Genomic DNA, 21,279 nt, shown 5'->3' with positions numbered 1-21,279 from the left:
TCTACTATATCCCTCTCAATGACTTTTGCCAAACCGCCTAAAGCTCAGTAAATTCAGCAAAGTTCAGGGTTTTGGGGGTTAGAGGCATGCTCTTCGCTTCAGCCACTCCCTGGCAAAACCCAAAACGGACGGTACACTAAAGCTGGAGTGAGCTAGCAAGGTCTATGGCAGGGATCCCCTATTCCTATTGGCGCTGGGCAAGGTGGCCGGCACCGGCTCTGTGGGCGTTGCTGCTTTGGTTTGCTCCTGCAGCTCGAGCTTCTACCCTGGACGCGCCCCCATTTGACCTGAATGTTGTCCGCTCCCGTTCTCTGCCGTGGAGACATCCTCTTCTTGTTCCCGAGCACAAGGATCCCATCCCATCCGCTCGCGTTGGCGAGACGGAGTCCTGGGCTGAAGTCGAGGTGACAGAGCCTCCTTTCCTAGAGTTCACCCTTGAAGAAAGCAACGCAGCTGTTGCCCTATTTGGATGCGATTGCCCGGCCCACCTCAACCAGTTGCGGAGACTACGCGGTCTGCCTTTGCTGTGAAGCACAGCTCCACCAGTAGCCATCCCCGACCAAGAAACACAGGAAGTCATCAAGGCCAAAGATTGGGAGCGAGAGCCATTTCAGCCGGCCTTGGGCAGAAGGGATCCCTCTGTGCCGAGTTAGGGCAGGACAGGGAGTAGCGGCAGGATCTCAATCTCGGTGCGTTGGGTTTGTTCGGGGGATCCGGAGGGCCAAATGGAGCCGCCGGAGCCGTGGAGTGGAACGGTCTGACCGGCTGGGCTGACCATGCCGTGCTGAATGATGAGCTGGTTGAGGCGGGCAATGCGCTCCGAGACGGGGGGATGGGTGCGCAGGAACTCTGGCACAGATCCGCGGGATTGCAACTTGGCCAAAAATTGCGGCATGCCCTGCGGGTCAAACCCGGCGCGATAGGCTGCCCCCAGACCTTTTTCATCGGCGATAAACTCGTTTTCACGGCTCTGCGGGCGCCGTACTCCCAATTCCAGGGCCAGAGCGGCCAGGGTACTGTCGTTGAGCCCCAACAATTGAGCCCCAAACTGGGCAGTGGCAGCCTGCTGCAGTTGTTGCAGGCCGTGGCGTTCGCCGATGTGGGCCACCTCGTGGGCCAGCACGGCGGCAATCTGGTCGTCGTTGTCGGCGGCTGCGAGGGCACCAGTGGTGATGTAGACAAAGCCTCCCAGTGTGGCAAAGGCGTTGATGTCGGGATCTTCCACCACTTGAAAGGTGTAGGGCAGATGGGGCCGTTCGCTGTGGGCGGCCACCCGTTGGCCAATGCGGTTCACCCGCTCGACCCAGTAGGGATCCGAACTGAGGCGAAGTTGTCCCCGCGCTTTCAGTTGTCGATCGATCTGGCGGCCTAAGCTCACCTCTTGGGCATCGTTCAACTGGCTCACCTGCAGCCACTGAAGGCCATGAATCAGCAAACGGCCCAGATCTTGGGCATGGGCAGGGGATCCCATCCCAGATGCCGCAAGAATGCTGAGTAGGGCAATGGCGACCGGTCTCACCGCCCGAGAACTCCACCCCTTGGAGAGGAGAGGATCCTGTCCTGCTGGCGCGAGCAGCCTGAGGGTGTGGCGAGGTTTCAACATCAGGAATTGGCTCCATCAAGTACCCTCAAGTTAGCGATCCCGAAGCAAGATTGTCCTGCCACCCAAGCGAAACCGCTTTGCTATCAAGGGCAACCGCCGAGAGAGTTTCCCCTGGCTTGGGGGAATGGAATAGGATAGGGCTCTATATTCAGGCAGACGTTTAAGGGCGGTCATGACGGGATCCCCTACATGGAACCCTGAAATCTCCCCATCTCCAGACTCCTGGGCCACGGGCAGCGTTTACTTTCGGTCGGATGCCCAGGGGATCCATCTGCACTTGCCCAGCACCTTGCCTTGGGAGGAGCTTTGGGAAAACCTGGTTTGGCAGTTGCGCAGCCGCAAACCCTACTGGGCCGGAGTCGCTCCCCTCACCCTCTGGAGCCAGCAGCGAGAGCTGGACATGCCCACCCTACAACTTCTTGCTGCCCTATTGTCTCAGCATGGACTGCAACTGTGGCGCGTTCAAACTCGATCCCGCTCGACAGCGATTGCAGCAGCGACGTTGGGGTATTCTGTGGAGCAATCTTCCCTTTTGGAGGCAGTTCCCCCTGCTCCCCCAGACACCACACCTCTGTACCTACGTTCGACGGTGCGCTCTGGCATGTCCGTGCGTCACAGAGGATCCGTATTCCTGTTGGGGGATCTCAACCCCGGCGGCGAGATCGTTGCTGGAGGAGATATTTGGGTTTGGGGACGCTTGCGGGGCCTGGTTCACGCGGGGGCCGACGGCGACAAGGGAGCTGTAATCTTGGCTTTGCAGTTGGAGCCCACTCAGTTGCGCATTGCCGATCAAGTGGCCCGTCCGCCAGAAGGCGGATCCCTGCCCAACACCCCTGAAGTGGTTTACCTGCAGGAGGATGTCATCTGCGTCGCCAGCCTTCAGGATTTTCTGCGGAGAGGAGTATGAGCCGAGTCATTGTCATAACCTCTGGTAAAGGTGGAGTCGGCAAAACCACCGTGACGGCCAACCTGGGCACTGCCTTGGCGCGCTTGGGTCGCTCGGTGGTGGTGGTGGATGCAGACTTTGGCCTGCGCAACCTGGATTTGCTGCTGGGGCTGGAGAATCGGGTGGTGTACACAGCCCTAGAGGTGATCGCCGGGGAATGTCGCCTCGAGCAAGCTTTGGTGAAAGACAAGCGCACCCCCAATCTCTCGCTGTTGCCGGCAGCCCAAACCCGCAACAAAACGGCGGTGAATCCGGATCAGATGCGCCAGTTAATCGAGAAGCTGGCCAGCAGCCATGACTATGTGCTGATCGATTGTCCGGCAGGGATCGAACAAGGGTTTCGCAATGCCATTGCCGGGGCCAACGAGGCCATCATCATCACCACCCCAGAAGTGGCAGCGGTGCGGGATGCAGATCGCGTGGTGGGCCTGCTGGAAGCTGCACAGATTTCATCGACTCAGCTCATTGTCAACCGCCTGCGCCCGGACATGGTGGCAGCTGGCCAGATGATGTCGGTGGAAGATGTGGTCGAGGTGCTGGCCATCCCGTTGGTGGGTATTATTCCAGAAGACCGCGAGGTGATCGTCTCCACCAACAAAGGGGAGCCCCTGGTTCTCTCCGCCAATCCAACTCTGGCTGCTCAGGCCATCCAGCGCATTGCCAGACGGCTAGAAGGGGAAGCGGTGGAGTTTCCCAAGCTGGCCAGCTTGAGCGAGTCTTTTTGGGAGCGGGCCAAACGGTTTTTAAACCAAAAGGTGCTCTGACGACTGTTCCATCTCTAATTCATCCAGGTTGCAATGGCAATTTTGACCTGTTTACAACTGAGTAACAAAGCTAACAAAACCTATGCTCCTCGATTTTTTGGATCAGCTTTTTTCTCGGCACTCCGGCAACAGCCGCCAGCAAGCCAAGCAACGGTTGAAGCTGATCTTGGCCCATGACCGCGCTGACCTCACCCCGGCGGCGCTGGAATCAATGCGCCTGGAGATTTTGGGGGTGGTGTCCCGCTATGTGGAGCTGGATTCAGAGGGGATGCAGTTTCATTTGGCTACGGAAGGGGGAACGACTGCTCTCATTGCCAATCTGCCCATCCGTCGCGTTAAGCCCTTAGAGACCGGTCTCAGCCGCTCAGAAGGCGAGAAAGCCTAGAAGGGGAGATTTCTGGCAGCATGTTAATTGGCCTTCATTCCAACAGGGCTCCCAATGCCAGAGTGGTCGTCAAGCTCGCTCTGTGATAGGTTGAGGTAAGTCGTGTGTACTGTAGAAAGAGTGGAGCTGGGTGTAGCTTTTGCAACTTTATGGAGCCAGCACACAGAGGTTAACTAAATGTTAACTCTGCATGTTCGAGTTCATGAACTGCTGACGTGATGGGCAGAGCCACCTTGACGATTGGAGACTTTCCAGCAGTCTGTATTGGCGTTAGCGTTGCGGAGTAATAACGACGTTAACGATGGAAACAAAACGATGGAAACAATGAGAGGGTTGGCGTTCAGTAGCTGGAAAGGTAAGGGCTCCGTCCCGCTATTGCGTTCGGTTAAGCCTCAATATGCAAGATTCATTTGAGCTGACGATCCTGTTTACGCTAGCCCTGGTGGCTGGGATCGCTGCTCAGGTGCTGGCCAATTTTGTCAAAGTGCCCAGCATTGTATTCCTGCTGCTGTTTGGCCTGTTGCTGGGGCCAGATGGTTTGGGCTGGGTTCATCCCCAAGTCATGGGATCCGGGCTGGAAGCGCTGGTGTCGTTGGCGGTGGCTCTGATCTTGTTTGAGGGGGGACTGAACCTGCGGCTGCAACGTCTCAATCCGGTATCGGATAGCCTGCGCAATTTGGTTTTGTTGGGATCCCTGCTGACCCTGGTGGGGGGAGCGGCAGCAGCTCACTATCTGGGAGAGTTTCCCTGGCGGCTGGCCTTTTTATTTGGATCCCTGGTGGTGGTGACGGGGCCGACGGTGATCAACCCTATCCTGAAGCGGGTACGAGTCGATTCGGCAGTCAGCACCCTCCTGGAAGGAGAAGGGGTGCTGATCGATCCCATCGGGGCCATTTTGGCGGTGGTGGTGCTGCAGGTGGTGCTCTCTGGCCATCCCAGTTTTCTCATGGCCCTGGAACAGTTGTCCAGCCGTCTGGCCATCGGGTCGGCGGTGGGAGCGCTGGGGGGCTGGCTGATGGGATCCTTCCTGCTCTGGTCGCGGCAGTTTTTAACCGAGGAGTTGCGCAACTCGGTGGTGCTGGCAGGGGCGCTGGGGGTGTTTGCCTTGGCCCAGTCGCTGCGATCGGAGGCGGGGCTGATGGCGGTGGTGATGGCGGGCCTGGTGGTGCGGCAGAAGGCGGCCATTGCCGAGCGGGGTGTGCGGCAGTTTCACGGCCAGTTGGTGGTGTTGGCCATCTCTGTGATCTTTATCCTGCTGACTGCCACGCTCTCCCTCAAGGCGGTGTTTGCCCTGGGCTGGGGATCCCTGGCCACAGTGCTGTGTTTGATGCTGGTCATCCGTCCCTTGAGTGTGTGGCTGTGTACCTGGCGCAGCGACCTGAATTGGCGGCAGAAGCTGTTTGTGGCTTGGCTGGCTCCTCGGGGCATTGTGGCGGCTTCGGTGGCCTCCTTGTTTGCCATTCTGCTGACAGAACGGGGCATTACTGGGGGGGATGCCCTCAAGGCGCTGGTGTTTTTGACCATCTCGGTGACGGTGACGGTACAGGGGCTGACCGCGGCTTGGGTGGCCCGTTGGCTGGGTCTGGATCAGGGCAGTTCCACCATAATCATCGGCGATCATCCCCTCACCAACCAATTGGCCCAGTTGATGCGCTCGCTCAACCAGACGGTCGAGGTGATCCCGTTGGTTTCTGGGTCTTCCAAAAATGGGCACGGCAGCTACAAAGCTCCCCACCCAACAGACGGTAAGGACTCCATCCCGCCATCCCGTAAGTCCTCCACATCCCTGTCAGGAACGCCGAAGCGTCGTCCAGCAGATGGCTTGCCCCCACAACTTCATTCCTCTGACGGCAACGGCACCCACAAGTCTGCCCCAAGCCAGGAAGTCGGCAAGCCAGAAGCCATCCCCGGATCCCTGCAGGAAGCTGTACTGAACGAGTCTGCTTTGTTGAAGGCTGATATCGACCATGCGGAAACCCTGTTGATCCTGACTCTGGATCCGCAGGTGAACTGGGCCATTGCCGAGTTGATGGTTAAGCTCTCGGTTTCTGCCACCATCTGGACGGTGTTGCTGCCGGATATGCCTATCTCAGAAGGGATCCGCACCTTGCAGCCTTCCTTCCCCCAACTGCAGCGCTGGGCCGGCTATCTGGAGGCCAACCGGGCTGAGCTGCGCTCGATCACCCTACCCACGTTGGCAGACCTGGGCCTGCCTCTCCCTTTATCGCTACGTGACGCTTCTGCGAATGCGGCCTCAACCCTGCCGGAGGCAGTGCGGAGCAATAGAGCTGATGTCTTGACGGCTCAAGAGTCGTTCCCGACAGCGGTGCGGAGCGCTTTTTCAGCACCAGCGCTGCCCAATCCCTTCCTGGCCCAGATGGGACTGGAGGATCCCACCCTTGAACGGCTGCGGGATCAGTTTGCCTATCGAATCAAAGCCGATCTATGCCTGCCCTTGTTGTTGGTGCGCCCGCAGCGGCTGAGGAGCGGCTCATCTCGACCGGGTCGGCTCTTCTACCTGCCTGAGCCAGACATTTGGCGACGCGGGGATCGCATCTACTACCTGGAGCGCGTTTCCAGCCCTGTGGATGCCGGTGCTCTCTCCGCCAAAGAGTCTGATTCCCAAGAATGGGATCCGTCGGCAGCCGTTCGCGTTCGCGACAGCGGTGCGGAGCACAACAGTGGGATAGAGTCTTTGGTGCTGCCCCAGTATGTTGAGGGCGTCAAGCTCCACTTTGATCTCTAGCCAGCCAGCGGCCACTGGGGATGAGGGAACACCCCTGCACCTGCTCAGGCCGACCCAGATAAACCCAAGCAAAGGTGCCGCTATCCAGTTGCACCCACTGCCGTTCGTACACCCGCGGGTGGTCTTCCAGCTCGTCCAATCGGGGCAATAGACTCAAGGGGATGCGGTAGCACTCGCCGTAGAGCCGGTTTCGGCCACGAACTGCCATCGGGTAGGGGCCGAGACTGTAAAGATCAATGTGGTTGAGGCTGTCTGTCCCCAAAAATTCTGCCCCCTGCAGCAAGCTGTGGTATTGGCCGCCCCGCAGCAGGGATCCGTAGACAAAAACCACTGTAGTCGGTTGCATAGCGTTGCGGAGTAATACAGCTGCTTCACAGTGCCTTGAAAATTAGGGAGATTGCGTCCATTTTTGGCCAATGCGCGGCTCCGACCCGGCCAGTAGGCGCTCGATGTTGCGCCGATGAGCACCGATCACATACACCCCGCCCGCCAACGCAAACAACAAATAGGGCAAAGGTTGAGCTGTTGCCCACATCATCACCGGAGCCGCCACTGCCGCCAGCAGGGAGCTGAAGGAAACGATGCGGGTGAGGGCGAGCCCCAGCAGCCAGACGCCGAAAGTTGTCAGGGCTACCGGCCAAGCCATAGCCAACAAGATCCCCAGGCTGGTGGCCACCGATTTGCCCCCCCTGAAGCCCAGCCAGCAGGAACGGCTATGGCCGATCACTGCGAACAATGCCGCCAAAACCACCCACCACGCGGATCCCAAGGCCGATCCCAGAGCCACTGCTGCTGCCCCCTTGGCAGCATCCACCAGCAACACCAGCAGGGCGGGCCCCTTGCCCAACGTCCGCAACACATTGGTCGCTCCGGTAGAGCCGGATCCCTGTTGACGAATATCGATGCCTCCCCACCAACGACCTACCCAGTAGCCGGTTGGAATGGATCCCAGGAGATAGCCCCCCAGCACCGCAAGAAGAGCCGTAAGCAATGCAGGCATGGCAGGATCTTAAGCGCTCCTCCCTCACTTTGCCACAGGGTCTGGGCTGCAACTGGGATCTTGCCCCGTCCGGGAGCTTTTGGCTGCTCGCGGCCTCGTCTGCAACACCGTCACGGTTTCCCTTAGCACCGTCGCGTCAACGTTGTGGAGCAACATAGGGCGCTGCAGACATAGCAACAACCCCGGCAGAGGCGGGACGGAGTTCTTTCTCTAAATATCGCTCTAGATATCGAGGGCTGTCAGATCCAAATGGGCACTGTGGGCCTCAATAAACTCCCGTCGGGGACCAACAGCATCTCCCATCAAGATGGTGAAAATGCGATCCGCCTCCACCGCATCTTCGATGGTGATTTGTTTGAGGGTGCGCGTTGCCGGGTTCATGGTGGTCTCCCAGAGTTGTTCGGGCATCATTTCCCCCAGACCCTTGAACCGTTGGATGGTGTACTTGGTGTTGGCAGGCAGCCCCCGCAGGATCTGGTCTTTCTCGGCGTCGCTGTAGCAGTAGCGAACATTGTTGCGGCCCCACTCGATTTTGTAGAGCGGCGGACAGGCGATATAGACATAGCCCTGTTCCAGAAGCGCCTTTTGATAGCGGTAGAAAAAGGTCAGCAACAGGGTGCGAATGTGGCTACCGTCCACATCGGCATCGGTCATGAGGATGATGCGGTGGTAGCGCAGTTGGCTGGGATCAAATTCATCCCCTTTCACCCCCAAACCCAGCGCTGTGATCATGGCCTGAATTTCGGCGTTTTTGTAGATCTTGGCGGGATCCGCCTTTTCAATGTTGAGGATCTTGCCGCGCAAGGGCAACACCGCCTGAAACTGCCGATCCCGACCTTGTTTGGCGCTGCCCCCTGCAGAGTCGCCCTCCACCAAATACACCTCAGATTCCGCCGGGTCGCGGCAACTGCAATCGGCCAACTTCCCCGGCAGCGGGGAAGATTCCAGGGCAGATTTGCGCCGCACCAATTCTCTGGCCCGCCGGGCTGCCTCGGCAGCATTGAAGGACTGGATGGCCTTATCGACGATCCCCCTGGCCACGTTGGGGTTGAATTCCAAGTACTCCGTGAGCGCCTCGGAGACGAGGGTTTGCACAATGCCCCGCACCTCGGTGTTGCCCAACTTGGTTTTGGTTTGCCCCTCAAACTCGGGGTTAGGCACCTTGACCGAGACGATGGCCGTCAACCCCTCGCGCACATTTTCTCCGGCCAGGTTGCTGTCGGAATCTTTCAGCTTGTTGAGTTTGCGGGCTTGGCTGTTGATGGTGAGGGTGAGAGAGGTTTTCAGGCCCTCTAGGTGGGTGCCTCCTTCGTTGGTGCGGATGTTGTTGGCAAAGCCAATCAAAGTATCGGTGTACACATCCGAGCACCACTGCAGGGCCACTTCCACCTCCACGCCATCCCGCTCCCCTCGGATGTAGATGATGTCAGAGTGGATGGGCGTTTTTTCGTGGTTGATGAAGGCCACATATTCCTTGATGCCGCCTGCATATTGATAGGTTTCGCAGTGAGGCGGATCCCGCCGCAGATCGCTGAAGGTGATTTTCAAGCCGGCATTGAGGTAGGCCAACTCGCGAAAGCGGGCCGCCAATACGGCATAGTCAAACTCTCGCTCGGGAAAGATCAGCCCATCCGGCTTGAAGCGCACCTCTGTACCCCGCCGGTTGGATCCCTTGGGTTGGGGTTCAGATTTCAGGGATCCCACCACCGCCCCGCGCTCGAAACGTTGAAAGTAAACCTTGCCCTCTCGCCAAACCGTCACCTCCACCCATTCGGAGAGGGCATTCACCACCGATACGCCCACGCCGTGCAGCCCACCGGAGACTTTGTAGCCGCCACCGCCAAACTTGCCCCCCGCGTGCAGCACCGTCAGCACCGTAACCAGAGCCGACTGCCCGGTTTTGGGGTGGATGTCCACCGGAATGCCACGGCCATTGTCCAAGACGGCTACCGAGCCGTCGGGATGCAGGCTGATCTGAATATCGTCGCAATAGCCGGCCAGGGCCTCATCCACAGAGTTGTCCACCACCTCGTACACCAAATGGTGCAACCCCTTCGGCCCGGTGGAGCCAATATACATGCCAGGCCGCTTGCGCACAGCCTCCAAGCCTTCCAAAACTTGGATCTGCTCTGCACCGTAGTTTTCCGTCATTCCCAACTCCAATCCCGAGGAAGGCTCCCGGCCAAGATCAACAGAAACCCAGAAAAATTGACCTTAAAGGCCAGGAATCAGCTTATCATCAAAAAACTGTCCCCATGATAGCACAAAAGGCTAGAACGGCCACACAGGCGCTTCTGAGGGCCAAGTTCAGGATGGGATGCAGGTACGGAAGTCAGGCTGTCTTGCCGAACTCTAACCCAGAAAGCTCTCCACCAGCCCCGGCGGCGGCTGCACGTGAAGCGCGCCTTTTTCCAAGTCCACGACAGGCACCAGGGCTTTCACAAAGGGGATCAACACCTGCCGATGGTCAGAGGTCGTTATCTCCAGCACATCCTGGCCGGCTGCCAAAATCCCCGAAACCTGTCCCAGCAGCTCCCCTTGGTGATAGACGGCCAAGCCGATGAGATCGCGGTAGTGGTACTCTTCCGGCTGCAAGGGCAAGCGGTGGGAAGCCGGTACCAGCAGCCTAGCCCCCACCCAAGTCTCAGCCACCGTTCGATTGGGGATCCCTTCCAGTCGCACCAAATAAAGACCCTTAGCCGGGAAAAACTGCCCCTCGATCAAGGGGTGCAGCAGGGGCTCGGGATCCGTATCCCGCTGCAACCAGCGTGGTCCAGGCTCTGTGAAGCGCTCTGGAAAATCCGACCAGCACCTAACCCGCAGCCAGCCCCGCAAGCCGTGGGCCGCCACCACCTGTCCCACCAGCAGCCAATCGGGATCCCGGGCCATCATGGTCGGTCAAACTCAGTCGAGCCGCGGAAAGTCCACTTCGGTTGGGAAAGAAGCCGGGGTACGCAGCTTCTGAGAGGCCGCCGCGCGAGATCCTTCCCCACCCTTGGCCACGTCCACCATGGAGAGCAGCCCTTGCAGGGTGCCAGGGATCGAATTGGGATCCATGAAGATTACCTTGGCGCTGGGACTGCTGCCTACCTTGAAGCCCATGTCGATATAGTTTTGCGCCATCAGGTATTGCAACGCATTGGCTGCCTCTGGATTCTCTTGCAAAGTGGCGGCGATGGTCTTGATGGCTTCAGCCGTGCCCTCAGCCAACAGCAGCCGCTCCCGTTTCTCCGCTTCTGCCCGCAATAGCTGCGCCTTGGCGGCCCCAGCCGCTTGGTTGATGCTGGCCTGCTGCTCCCCTTCTGATTTCAGAATGGCGGCCCGCTTCTCCCGCTCGGCAGCCATCTGCTTTTCCATCGAGTCTTGCACAGTCTTAGAGGGTTGAATGTCCCTGACTTCCACGCGCGTGATCTTGATCCCCCAGGGATCTGTGGCCTCGTCCAGCTCTGTCAAAAGGCGGGCGTTGATCTCGGCGCGGGAGGAAAAGGTTTGATCCAAATCCATGCGGCCAATTTCTGCCCGCAGAGCCGTCAGCACCAGGTTAACCAAAGCCCGCTGCACGTCCTCCACCGCATAGCGGGCCTTGATCATGTCGGTGATGCGCCAATAGACCACCGCATCGGCCATCAAAGAGACGTTGTCGCTGGTGATGCACTGCTGAGGAGGTACGTCCAACACCTTCTCGCGGATGGTTTCCTGGAACACAATCCTATCGATAGGGGGAAGAATAAAGTGCAATCCTGGGGTCAGCTTGCGATGAAACCTGCCCAAACGCTCCACCAATGCCTCATACCCCTGGCTGATGATTTTGACCGAGTTGAACAGGTAGCCGACAAAGATCAGGGCAATGGCCGCTAAGATACCTGGCATAGGGCTTTTCTCCTAAGGGGGAGTTCAGTCCCCATTCTAGACGGTTGCTGGGACTGCTCCCTTAGCTCGATCACATCTCAACAGAAACGCGATGGACCAAGTATGATCTGCAGCTCTGCGGAACGTCTGGAGCTTCTTAAGATTTTTCGGGCCGCAACCGACAACTTGAGGCCACCCAGCAGAAGTCTGGTGAGGGGATCCCGTCTATGAAACTGAGCAGCAGGAATCTAGAGGTTGGTTTGGGCAAAATCTATGACGTGATTGTGGCCGGAGGGGGAGCAGGGGGGTTGTCGGCGGCAATCTATCTGGCTCGTTATGGATTGAGTTGCCTGGTGGTGGAGAAGGGCAGAGGCCGCTCTTTTTGGATGCAGGATTTGCGCAATTATCTGGGATTGCCTCCGACCACTCCCGGACGAGAGCTGTTGCGACAGGGAACAGAGCACGCCCTCAGTTTAGGGGTAGATTACCTGCGCGGCTTCGTGGAAGATGCCACCGATGAGGGAGACCTCTTTGCGGTCAAAGTCAAGGTGGGAAAAGTGAACAGCCTCTACCCCATTTTTCGGAGCAAATATCTGATTGCAGCAACCGGCATTATGGACGAGCTGCCTCAGTTGTCGGATATGCAGAATGTTTACGACTACGCGGGCTATTCACTGCATGTCTGTATGATCTGCGATGGCTACGAAATGCGGGATCAAAAGTCAGTGTTGATCGTCAATTCAGAAGATCGGATCAATACAGCTTTTGTCCTCAACTGGTTTACACCTTATATCTCGGTGCTGACCCACGGCTTGTGTTCGGTAAGCTCCAAAATGCGGGAAAAGCTGGCAGATCACGGCTACCCACTCTACGAAACTCCCATTCGTCGTTTTTGGGGAGAAAACCATCAATTGCAGGGTGTGGAGTTGGAAGATGGCACTTACATCGAAGCAACTACCGGCTTGGTGGCGATGGGCGCCAGATACCACAATGCCTATTTGAAAGGGATCCCCGGCTTGAAATGGCAAGGGGAAAACCTGTTGACCGACGAGTGGTGTCGCACTGCTCATCCGCGGCTGTTTGCACTGGGCGATTTGAAGCAGGGCCTGAACCAGGTGGCGATTGCGGTTGCCGATGGCACCCTAGCTGCCACAGCCATTTGGCGGGACATCCGACGGGCCTCACCTGCACGTAAATGGGAAGAGCGCCTGCTCTCGCCACCTGGGATCCCAGGGCCTTCCGGATCCTCACTAAATTGATGGGCTCTATCGAGCTTGGGTGGCTTCTGTCCTATGATTGGTTGCGAAGGATTAAGCCATTCCATGCACTCTCTGAAAGCGTTGAAAGCGTTGATATTTTGCCTAGCCTTCCTACTGGTTGGACTGATCTACTACTGCACGGTAGAGGCCCAGCCTCTTTTTGAGCTGAACCTGACGGCCACCTCGGAATACAACCTCATTCTCCCCATCGAAAGCATTCGGGTGGTGCGCGGCGCCAATCCCCAAGATTTGCTCATTTATTTATCAGCTCCTTCTGCAGCCTGGATCCATCAAGAAGAGGTGAACGGGCACTATTTGATTGACATCCCCTACGGAGTCATTACCCGTACAACAACCGTCGAGATTGCCTCGGATCTGCCCTATCGACTGAGCTGGGGCAACCAAAATGAGCAGACGGGGCGACTGTTGATTACCCCTGCTCCCCCTCGTGTGGAGGTGTTTCTGCAGCATGGCTGGATCCCGGATCCCGACTTTCTCGATCCGGCAGAAAATACTCAACCTTTGCAACTGCCTTTAGAAGAAGTGCTGGGGCCTTTACTGGAAGTGCCACCTCGTTCTGCCTTTCTGACCATTGACGATGGCCCCTGGCCTCAGTCTACCCCCCGACTTTTACAGGTTTTGGATGATCTTCAGATCCCGGCCACTTTCTTTGTTATCGGCACCCACGTTTCCCGATTTCCAGAGTTGGCTCAATTGATCCAGGCCCATCACCACACCCTAGCCAATCATACTTTTACCCACGATTATCAACGTCTCTACGGAAGCAATGAGCTGTTTTATGCTGAGGTGGATCAGACAACCCAACTGCTCAAAGCGTTGAACTTGGATCCCCAACTGGTTGTTCGCCCACCGGGAGGTTTTCGCCTAGACTCTGCTTTGCGCCATTCTCTAGAGCAGGCAGGGTATCGCGTTCTTTACTGGAACATGAGCGCAGAAGATGCTTACGCGGGCCAAAGTGCAGCCCAACTTTTGGAGCGCATTCGAGCCCAGTTGCCGGCGATCCAGGCTTCCGATCAGCCCCTAGTTTTGCTGCTGCACGATCGCTGGCCCCACACTGCAGAGGCACTGCCGGATATCGTCGCCGCCATTCAAGAGGCGGGCTATCGCTTTTTGCCCTGGCCGGCCATCAGGGATCCCGTTTGAAGGGCTGGCAACAGGTTTTCTGGCTTGAGGACTCCGACCCGCCTTTGCCGGCTGGGGATGTTCAAAGAAGGGCTGCATCTCGCTCAGCTCAGCAGCGTTGCCCAGAGATAACGGAGGCCTGTGCCTTGACAAGCTTTTCCCCAAGTAGCACATTGAAAGTTTACAGGACTTGGCTGCGGGCCGAGAAAGATGAGCGAGAGGACATTATTCGATAAGGTGTGGGATGCCCATACGGTGCGGATTTTGCCCTCTGGGCAGACGCAGTTGTTCATCGGCCTGCACCTAATTCACGAGGTGACCAGTCCGCAGGCTTTTGCCATGCTGCGGGAGCGTCATCTGCCGGTTCTGTTTCCCGAGCGGACGGTGGCCACCGTGGATCACATCATTCCCACCGACAACCGGGCACGGCCTTTTGCGGATCCCTTGGCAGAGGAGATGATCCAGGAATTGGAGCGCAATTGCCGGCAATACGGCATCCGTTTCTACAACAGTGGCTCCGGTCGGCAGGGGATCGTGCATGTGATTGCCCCGGAGCAGGGGTTAACTCTGCCGGGGATGACCATTGCCTGTGGGGACAGCCACACCTCTACCCACGGGGCCTTTGGGGCCATTGCCTTTGGGATCGGCACCAGCCAGGTGCGAGACGTATTGGCCACCCAAACTTTGGCTTTGTCCAAGCTCAAGGTGCGCCGCATTGAGATCCACGGCAAGTTGGGGCCGGGAGTTTACGCTAAGGATGTAATTCTGCACATCATCCGCAAGCTGGGGGTCAAAGGCGGGGTGGGCTACGCCTACGAGTATGGGGGCAGCGCCATTGAAGCCATGAGCATGGAAGAGCGCATGACCCTCTGCAACATGTCCATCGAGGGAGGGGCCCGCTGCGGCTACGTCAACCCCGATGGGGTGACCTTTGAGTACTTGCGGGGGCGAGAGTTTGCCCCCCAGGGATCCGATTGGGAAGAGGCGGTAGCCTGGTGGAAAAGTCTGGCCAGCGACGGCAATGCCCGCTACGACGACGTGGTGGTATTCCAAGCCGCAGACATTGCGCCGACGGTTACTTGGGGGATCACCCCCGGCCAAGGTATTGGGGTGGATGAGCGGATCCCTGCCCCAGAAGATCTGCCGGAAAGCGAGCGGGAACTGGCCAAAGAGGCCTATGCCTACATGGACTTGCAGCCAGGGGATCCCATCGTGGGGACACCGGTGGATGTCTGCTTCATCGGCAGTTGCACCAATGGCCGCTTGAGCGACCTGCGGGAGGCAGCCAAGATTGCTAAGGGGCGACGGGTGGCCCCAGGGGTGAAGGCGTTTGTGGTGCCCGGCTCAGAACGGGTAAAGCAGGAGGCAGAACAGGAGGGCCTGCGGGAGATCTTCGAGGCGGCGGGGTTTGAGTGGCGGGATCCCGGTTGCTCCATGTGTTTGGCGATGAACCCGGATCGGCTGGTGGGGCGCCAGATCAGCGCCTCTTCTTCCAACCGCAACTTCAAGGGCCGCCAGGGATCCCCCAGCGGGCGCACTCTGCTCATGAGCCCGGCCATGGTGGCAGCGGCGGCAGTCAGCGGCAAGGTGGTGGATGTGCGGACACTGCTTTAACCAACCGTCTCTCAGGCATAGCGGGGACTGGATTTGAACCAGTGACCTTCGGGTTATGAGCCCGACGAGCTACCAGGCTGCTCTACCCCGCGGCGCTTTTCTAGCCTAGCTTGTCCTCCGGCTAACCGGCAAGCCTACGCCTAAGTTTCGCCCTTTTGTGTGGGTATTGTCTTCGGGGATCCCCGTCGCACCTGGATGAGCTGGGCGGTGATGCTGATGGCAATCTCGGCGGGGGTTTCGGCGTGGATCTCCAGGCCAATGGGGGCAAAGAGCCGAGTAAACTACCCGACCCTGACTGCTTCGCAGTACAGGGCGAGCTTTCGGTAGCCCTGCAGTTGGCAAGCCAACCACGAACCTCTAGGCTGGTTTACAGCAGCCCCCAAAAGCGCAATCACATTCGCACCATTCAAATCCGCATCCCCTTCCCATCCACAGTGTCCACACTTAAACTTCTTTCCACTGCGATAGGATTGCGTAGGATCGGGATGGATGTGCAAACACCGGTGGCAGGTCTGCGACGTGTAGGCAGGCGGAGCCAGCACCACAGGTACTCCGGCAATGGCAGCCTTGTAGACCACGAACATCCTAAGCTGGTAGAACGCCCAGTTATTGGTTCTGCGGCGCTCAGCTTTGCTGCGTGGCTGTTGATTGACCCTTTCCCGGATCCCTGTCAAGTCTTCCAGAGCAATAGCGCTGTTTGTGGTCTTTGCCCTAGAGACAATAGCTTTGGAGATGCGATGATTGACCCACGCCTGAAAGCGCCTCTCCTTGCCAGACAGCCGTTGCAACAGTTCTCTGCATCTGCGCCGCGAACTGCGGGTGCCCTTACTGGCTTTGCGTTGGAGTACCGCCCTCAACCGGGAGTGATGGTCTCGGACTTTGTTCAACTGCTGTCCATTCCAGTTATCTCCTTCCGATGTATGAGCAATATCCGTCCTTCCCAAATCCACGCCCAGCACTCTATCCGTGCCTTGCGGTGGGCACGGTTCCGTTTCCACACAGATTTGAATGGAGTAGAAACCGTCTTTGCGCTTGACCAGAGTGGCGGATTTGGGGTTGGAGCCTGCCAACTGTTCTCTCTGGTAACGGCCAATCGCCAGCTCAAAGCGCTCTCGACCCCCAACCGTGGTCAGCGACACCGACCAGTCTTTCTCGCGAAACGAGAAGATACGGGCATCGTAGGTCGCAAAGCCTCTCTTGAACGCTTTGACCGGACGGTTTTCCTGTCGGGCAACTTTACGGGCACCGGCCAGCCGTCTGCAGACCTGCTGAGCCAAGTTACTGGACAAGCCAAACCGAGCGCGAATCTGGTAATAGCAAAGGGACTGGAGTTTGACTGCGTTGACTACTTTTTCTGGTGTGTTTTGGTTGACCCAGTTCAACGCCTGCACAAAGGCATCCATTGTCGCATCCAACTTTGCGGCTTGCGACTGGGACACCTTGAGCTTGCAGGGGACGGTCAGGACTTGGGTCATGGTTCTATCATAACTTCCGCATTCCTCCCGACACTGACCCTACGGGTACAGTGCGGGGCTCCTGCGATTTCTAGCTGACGGCGGTCTCCGGGATCCCTTCCTGGGCCAGGGTTCGCAGTACGGTTTGTACCCGCTTGCGGCTGCCGATCATCCCCAGGTAGTGGGGGGTCAGGCCGGAGTGGTAGATGGCCCGCAGGATTTGGCAATCGAGGCTGTAGCTGCGGGTCACAAGAGCGATGTAGAGCTGCGGGATCCTGTGCAGATGGGGGATAAGTTGGGCAAAGGGTTCTGAGCACAGCCGCTCGGCAACGGGAAAGCGCTGAGGGGTTACCCAGTCCGGGCGATCGTCCTGAACCCAAATGCGAAAGCCGGCCAAATGGGCGATCTGGGCCAGGGACAGGCCGCAGTGGCCCGCTCCGACGATCAGCAGGGTGGGGGAAGGGAGGAGGGGCTCGACCCAGGATCCCGCGAGGAGCTGTGGGCGGGATGGCAGGGGGGCAAAGTGCTCCACATTGCTGTCGCCAAGCCTGAGGTAGGGGAACCCCTGGGGATCGAGGGGAGTGATCAGCCAAGCCCTTTGCCCTTGGGTCAGAGCCTGGAGGATCTGGGCCACCAACGTTTGGGCAAGGGATCCCTGCCATCGCTGTAGCCAAATGTGCATCCGTCCCCCGCAAACGCCCAAGGGAGGGCTGTTGAGATCGAGGGAAACCGGCATCCCAGCCGGCGAGGACTCACCATCGCCATCGCCAACGGGAACAGCGGTCTGCAAAAGGGTTTGCGCTCGGGCAATGACTTCCGCTTCGGCAGCCCCACCGCCAACAGTGCCCAACAGGGTGCCATCGGATCCCACGGCCAGTTTCGCCCCCGCCTGGCGAGGCACAGATCCCTGGGTGCGGATCACGGTGGCCACCACCAGCGGCCCGCGGGAGAGCATATCTGCCAACTGTCGGTAAAAGGTCTCGTCCACCTCAGCCTCGGTTATGCCTACGGCACCCTAGCGGGAACGGTCAGGGACTCAATGATCAAGAAAGCCCCTCTAGGATGGCCTGATGGAAGGCAACCCGGAAAGCCTGGAACCCGTTCTCCCGCCGACCGTGGTAGACGGCGTTGGTGAGCAGCGCCACCACCAGTTCCCGCTCTGGATCGATCCACAGAGAGGTTCCGGTGAAGCCGGTGTGGCCGAAGGCGCTGGGGCTGAACGGGGAGCTGCTGGCCAAGGGATCCGGGGAGCGCAAGGCAAACCCCAAACCCCGGCGCTCGTGACAGCGGTGGGCATCCCCTTGCTGAGGCAACTGCTCGCGGGTCATTTCCCTCACCGTCTGCGGCTGCAACAGGGATCCCGTCAAAAAACTCTCCCCGAAAGCAGCTACTTCCTCTGCCGTGGCAAACAGTCCGGCATGGCCGGCGATCCCGCCCAGGCGGGCGGCATTTTCGTCGTGAACCTGCCCCTGCAGGCGGCGCTTTCGCCAAGGACACAGCTCGGTGGGGGCACAAGAGCCAGAGACAGGGGGTGGGTCGAAAGGATCCCCCGGATAAAACTGAGTTTGGCTCAGGCCCAGAGGCCGCAAGATCCGGGCGTACAAGATCTGATCCAGAGGGGTTCCGCTCAGACCTTCCAAAGCCAGCCCCAGCAGGATCAATCCAAGATCGCTGTAGACTGTGCGGGATCCCGGCCTGTAGGCCAAAAAGGTGTGCAGGGCCATGTGCCGGGCCGATTCGGCATCGGGCTGTCGAAAAAGGGGCCGCCAGGCGGGCAAACCGGCGGTGTGGGCCAGCAACTGTCGCACCGTCACCTGTTCTGTTGCAACAAGCTGGCCTAAGGATTCCGGTTCCACAGCAATCCATTTCCCCGGCTGCAGAGGATCTTCATAGGGGGCAATGGGGCGGGATCCCTGAAACTCCGGCAACAGGAGACTCACCGGTTGATCCAACAGCAACGCTCCGGCTTCCACCAGGGCCATGCAGGCGGTGGCGGTGTAGAGCTTGGTCAGCGAGGCCAGGTCAAAACGGGTGGCCGAGGTTGTCGGTTGGCGCCGGGTCTCAGGGTCGAGATAACCTGCCGCCCTTGAGTAGATACACCTTCCCTTGTGGCGGATGACCACCTGGGCAGCGGGGAAAAGGTGGGGAATGGCAGAGTTGAGCAGCCCCTCCAGCAAGGTCGGATCCCAGCCCATCTGCCTCCTCTCCTCCCGGCTTGAGGATCCCCAGTCCAACAAACAACTTGTAACAGCATTTACAAAAGCCTACCGCTTCCCCGGCTAGGATGCCACCACGGCAGGCTACATCATCACATCAAATCAAGGGATCCCGAGTGCGGCTGGAGTTGTTGCAAGCCTTTTTGAACGTGGTGGAAACGGGCAGCTTTTTGGCCGCTGCTCGCCTCAGCGGTCTGACCCAATCGGCCATTAGCCGCCAGATCCAGGCCCTGGAGGAAGCGGTGGGGGCTCCGCTGTTGCATCGCAAAAGCCCGGTGGCTCTAACCGTAGCTGGGGAACGGCTTTTGCCCCATGCCCGTCGCATCTGTCAAGAATGGCAGCGGGCTCAGGAAAGCATTCGAGAATGGTTGCAGGGCCAGCAAACCGAGCTCTGCATTGCTGGGATCCATTCGCTGATCGCCCATCAACTGCCGCCGGTGCTGCAACAGTTTTGCCGGGAGTACCCAGAGGTGCAGTTGCGGGTTACCGCTCTGGGCAGCGACCGCGCCTTGAAGGTGCTCAGGGATGGGCTGGTGGACGTGGCCCTGGTAATGGAGAATCCCCTGATGACGCGGGGGGCAGAGCTGGTGGTGGAGCCACTGTACTCGGAGCCAATTCAAGTATTGATGCCCGCCACCCATCCCCTCAGCCGCTACGAGCGGATCCCCTGGAAGGTGCTGGCGGAGTATCCCCAGGCTGTGTTCAAAGATGGCTATGCCATGCGCTCCTTGGTGGGATCCCATCTGGCCCGACAGGGGCTTCCCCTGAGAGCAGCCCTGGAACTGAACACCTTGGATGCCTTTCGGGGGGTGGTGCGACAGGGGCAGCTCATTGCCCTCCTGCCGGAGTCGGCCCTGGTGGACTGCTGCGCCGATCCGGATTTGCAGGTGCGGCCCACCGAGCCCCCTCTCTTGAGACGACAGGTGGTTATGGTTACCACCAGCGATCGCTATCGGATCCCTCCCATTCGCCGGTTTTTGCAGTTGGCCGCCCAGCTTATCAGGCAGTCTGAGGTTGAGCCTGCTTCCGGCGCAGATCCCCATTGGCCCTCTGCTGGGCTGTTGTCGGTTTTGTAGAGACCTTTTGTAGAAATTTCTGGTCAAATACCCATATCGGTAGTTTCAAGTGTTCCGCCCTTATCTCCCCCTATCCTGAGTAGCCCAGCGCTCCCGACCGCCGATGCTATGAGCCAAGAGTTTCGCGAGCTGTTGAAAAAAATCGGCAGCGGCACCCACACCCACCAGGATCTCAGCCGGGCAGAGGCCGCCAGCGCTGCTCGAATGCTCCTGCGGGGGGAGGCCACTCCCGCCCAGATCGGGGCTTTTTTAATTGCCCACCGCATCAAGCGCCCCACTGCCGAGGAGCTGGCCGGTATGTTGGATGCCTATGCAGAGTACGGCCCTCTTCTGCCCCGGCAGGATCTGCCTCATCCCTTGATCATCTTTGGCCATCCCTACGATGGCCGCTCGCGGACGGCACCGCTGGGGGTGCTGGTGGCTTTGCTGCTGGCAGCGGCAGGGTCAGCCGTTTTGCTGCATGGCTCTGGCTTCTGTCCCACCAAGTATGGGCTGCCCTTGGAAGCGGTGTGGCGGAGCTTGGGGGTGGATTGGCGAGGGCTATCCCTGGAGCGGGTGGGGCAACTGCTGGAACAAACCGGGCTGGGATTTTTGTATTTGCCCACCTGTTTTCCCCAGGCTCAGGCTCTGATGGACTACCGGGATCAAATCGGCAAGCGCCCCCCCTTGGCCACCTTGGAACTGGTCTGGACGCCCTACCAAGGCCCCTTTCACCTGGTGGCCGGCTATGTGCATCCTCCCACCGAGGCCACGATGCTGGAGCTGTTTGCCCTGCGGGAGATTCGACAATTCACCACCGTCAAAGGTCTGGAAGGCAGTTGCGACCTGCCACGGGAGCGAGCGGCCATTCTCAACCAGGGCGGCAAACGGCTGCTCTTGAAGGCCAGAGATTGCCACTTGGCAGGCCCGGAGATCCCCTTCTCCGGAGAGAAAGAGCTGCTCCGGCAGATGCAGCAGGTGCTCAGCGGGGATCCCTGTGAACTCACCCCAGCCGTTCTCTGGAATGGGGGCAGCTATCTGTGGCTCCTCGGGCTTGCTCCATCCTTGCCAGAAGGGATCCAACAGGCGGAAGACCTGCTTCGCTCTGGACGGGTGATGGAGAAGCTGAAACAACTGATCCGGGTGATCGACCTGATACATTTACGCTGAACACTGCTGAACATCACTGTTCAACTATGCAGCGATAGCATTCTGTTTGTTTCCAAACAGAATGGCGGTATCCCG

The 21,279-nt window shown here is 58.8% G+C and carries 19 protein-coding genes, 1 tRNA gene and 1 pseudogene; 10 read left to right on the top strand and 11 right to left on the bottom strand.

What is annotated here, in order from left to right; all coding sequences use genetic code 11:
• The first annotated feature begins 164 nt into the window (after nucleotides 1-164).
• Nucleotides 165-530, top strand: coding sequence for a hypothetical protein (locus ACVWZU_RS11910; protein ID WP_457445085.1), 366 nt, complete (start codon nucleotides 165-167; stop codon nucleotides 528-530).
• Between the two features lie 119 nt (nucleotides 531-649).
• Here the strand turns inward: ACVWZU_RS11910 and ACVWZU_RS11905 are convergent, their stop codons facing one another.
• Nucleotides 650-1,603 carry a M48 family metallopeptidase gene (locus tag ACVWZU_RS11905; RefSeq protein WP_011431982.1) on the bottom strand — a complete coding sequence of 318 codons (954 nt, stop codon included), beginning with the start codon at nucleotides 1,601-1,603 and terminating at the stop codon, nucleotides 650-652.
• Nucleotides 1,604-1,775: 172 nt separating this feature from the next.
• On the opposite strand from ACVWZU_RS11905, the gene minC reads away from it, so the two are divergent.
• From minC to ACVWZU_RS11885, 4 genes are all read left to right on the top strand, one after another.
• Nucleotides 1,776-2,510 carry a septum site-determining protein MinC gene (gene minC / locus ACVWZU_RS11900; RefSeq protein ID WP_457445083.1) on the top strand — a complete coding sequence of 245 codons (735 nt, stop codon included), beginning with the start codon at nucleotides 1,776-1,778 and terminating at the stop codon, nucleotides 2,508-2,510.
• Nucleotides 2,507-3,313: a septum site-determining protein MinD gene (gene minD, locus ACVWZU_RS11895; protein WP_457445081.1), complete on the top strand. Its 807-nt coding sequence runs from the start codon at nucleotides 2,507-2,509 to the stop codon at nucleotides 3,311-3,313. The genes minC and minD overlap by 4 nt, the downstream gene beginning before the upstream one ends.
• Before the next feature lie 82 nt (nucleotides 3,314-3,395).
• Nucleotides 3,396-3,698 (top strand): cell division topological specificity factor MinE, encoded by a 303-nt coding sequence (gene minE, locus ACVWZU_RS11890; RefSeq protein WP_011431985.1) that lies wholly within the window; start codon nucleotides 3,396-3,398, stop codon nucleotides 3,696-3,698.
• Nucleotides 3,699-4,095: 397 nt separating this feature from the next.
• A complete protein-coding gene (locus tag ACVWZU_RS11885) occupies nucleotides 4,096-6,444 on the top strand; it encodes a cation:proton antiporter domain-containing protein (RefSeq protein ID WP_457445079.1) in 2,349 nt (782 codons plus the stop codon).
• Here the strand turns inward: ACVWZU_RS11885 and ACVWZU_RS11880 are convergent.
• From ACVWZU_RS11880 to ACVWZU_RS11860, 5 genes are all read right to left on the bottom strand, one after another.
• On the bottom strand, nucleotides 6,422-6,790 hold the full coding sequence (locus tag ACVWZU_RS11880) for a gamma-glutamylcyclotransferase family protein (RefSeq protein WP_414329655.1): 369 nt from the start codon (nucleotides 6,788-6,790) through the stop codon (nucleotides 6,422-6,424). The genes ACVWZU_RS11885 and ACVWZU_RS11880 overlap by 23 nt on opposite strands.
• Nucleotides 6,791-6,832: 42 nt before the next feature.
• Nucleotides 6,833-7,444 (bottom strand): glycerol-3-phosphate 1-O-acyltransferase PlsY, encoded by a 612-nt coding sequence (gene plsY, locus ACVWZU_RS11875; protein ID WP_414522593.1) that lies wholly within the window; start codon nucleotides 7,442-7,444, stop codon nucleotides 6,833-6,835.
• A 222-nt stretch (nucleotides 7,445-7,666) separates the two neighbouring features.
• A complete protein-coding gene (gene gyrB / locus ACVWZU_RS11870; protein ID WP_457445076.1) occupies nucleotides 7,667-9,595 on the bottom strand; it encodes a DNA topoisomerase (ATP-hydrolyzing) subunit B in 1,929 nt (642 codons plus the stop codon).
• 201 nt (nucleotides 9,596-9,796) lie between these two features.
• Nucleotides 9,797-10,336 (bottom strand): ribosome maturation factor RimM, encoded by a 540-nt coding sequence (gene rimM, locus ACVWZU_RS11865; protein ID WP_011431990.1) that lies wholly within the window; start codon nucleotides 10,334-10,336, stop codon nucleotides 9,797-9,799.
• A 12-nt stretch (nucleotides 10,337-10,348) separates the two neighbouring features.
• Nucleotides 10,349-11,314, bottom strand: a complete 966-nt coding sequence (locus tag ACVWZU_RS11860; protein ID WP_011431991.1) for an SPFH domain-containing protein — start codon at nucleotides 11,312-11,314, stop codon at nucleotides 10,349-10,351.
• Between the two features lie 206 nt (nucleotides 11,315-11,520).
• Here ACVWZU_RS11860 and ACVWZU_RS11855 point away from each other — a divergent pair, with 206 nt between their 5' ends.
• The 3 genes from ACVWZU_RS11855 to leuC all read left to right on the top strand — a co-directional run bounded on the left by ACVWZU_RS11855 (nucleotide 11,521) and on the right by leuC (nucleotide 15,309).
• The gene (locus tag ACVWZU_RS11855; RefSeq protein WP_457445074.1) at nucleotides 11,521-12,552 is read left to right on the top strand and encodes an NAD(P)/FAD-dependent oxidoreductase; all 1,032 of its coding nucleotides are present in this window, start codon (nucleotides 11,521-11,523) and stop codon (nucleotides 12,550-12,552) included.
• A gap of 63 nt (nucleotides 12,553-12,615) precedes the next feature.
• A complete protein-coding gene (locus tag ACVWZU_RS11850; RefSeq protein ID WP_457445072.1) occupies nucleotides 12,616-13,716 on the top strand; it encodes a polysaccharide deacetylase family protein in 1,101 nt (366 codons plus the stop codon).
• A gap of 189 nt (nucleotides 13,717-13,905) precedes the next feature.
• Complete coding sequence (gene leuC, locus ACVWZU_RS11845; RefSeq protein ID WP_414329830.1) at nucleotides 13,906-15,309, top strand: 3-isopropylmalate dehydratase large subunit; 1,404 nt, start codon at nucleotides 13,906-13,908, stop codon at nucleotides 15,307-15,309.
• 18 nt (nucleotides 15,310-15,327) lie between these two features.
• Here the strand turns inward: leuC and ACVWZU_RS11840 are convergent.
• The 5 genes and pseudogenes from ACVWZU_RS11840 to ACVWZU_RS11820 all read right to left on the bottom strand — a co-directional run bounded on the left by ACVWZU_RS11840 (nucleotide 15,328) and on the right by ACVWZU_RS11820 (nucleotide 18,958).
• A tRNA-Met gene (locus ACVWZU_RS11840) sits at nucleotides 15,328-15,401 on the bottom strand.
• A gap of 48 nt (nucleotides 15,402-15,449) precedes the next feature.
• Nucleotides 15,450-15,584, bottom strand: a pseudogene (locus tag ACVWZU_RS11835) (XdhC family protein); the annotation flags it as partial.
• Between the two features lie 6 nt (nucleotides 15,585-15,590).
• Nucleotides 15,591-16,784 (bottom strand): RNA-guided endonuclease InsQ/TnpB family protein, encoded by a 1,194-nt coding sequence (locus ACVWZU_RS11830; RefSeq protein ID WP_457445070.1) that lies wholly within the window; start codon nucleotides 16,782-16,784, stop codon nucleotides 15,591-15,593.
• Nucleotides 16,785-16,854: 70 nt separating this feature from the next.
• A complete protein-coding gene (locus tag ACVWZU_RS11825) occupies nucleotides 16,855-17,751 on the bottom strand; it encodes an XdhC family protein (protein WP_457445068.1) in 897 nt (298 codons plus the stop codon).
• Between the two features lie 55 nt (nucleotides 17,752-17,806).
• A complete protein-coding gene (locus ACVWZU_RS11820; protein WP_457445066.1) occupies nucleotides 17,807-18,958 on the bottom strand; it encodes a serine hydrolase domain-containing protein in 1,152 nt (383 codons plus the stop codon).
• Between the two features lie 137 nt (nucleotides 18,959-19,095).
• Here ACVWZU_RS11820 and ACVWZU_RS11815 point away from each other — a divergent pair, with 137 nt between their 5' ends.
• Together ACVWZU_RS11815 and ACVWZU_RS11810 are read left to right on the top strand one after the other, a co-directional pair.
• Nucleotides 19,096-20,055: a LysR family transcriptional regulator gene (locus tag ACVWZU_RS11815; protein WP_457403205.1), complete on the top strand. Its 960-nt coding sequence runs from the start codon at nucleotides 19,096-19,098 to the stop codon at nucleotides 20,053-20,055.
• Nucleotides 20,056-20,163: 108 nt separating this feature from the next.
• Entirely contained in the window at nucleotides 20,164-21,204 is a 1,041-nt protein-coding gene (locus tag ACVWZU_RS11810) for an anthranilate phosphoribosyltransferase family protein (RefSeq protein ID WP_457445065.1), read from the top strand.
• The last annotated feature ends 75 nt before the right edge of the window (nucleotides 21,205-21,279 follow it).

It is taken from the genome of Thermostichus sp. MS-CIW-26 (genome assembly GCF_054059115.1).
The sequence above is the reverse complement of the archived record's forward strand: the minus strand, read 5'-3'. Positions and strand labels throughout refer to the sequence as shown.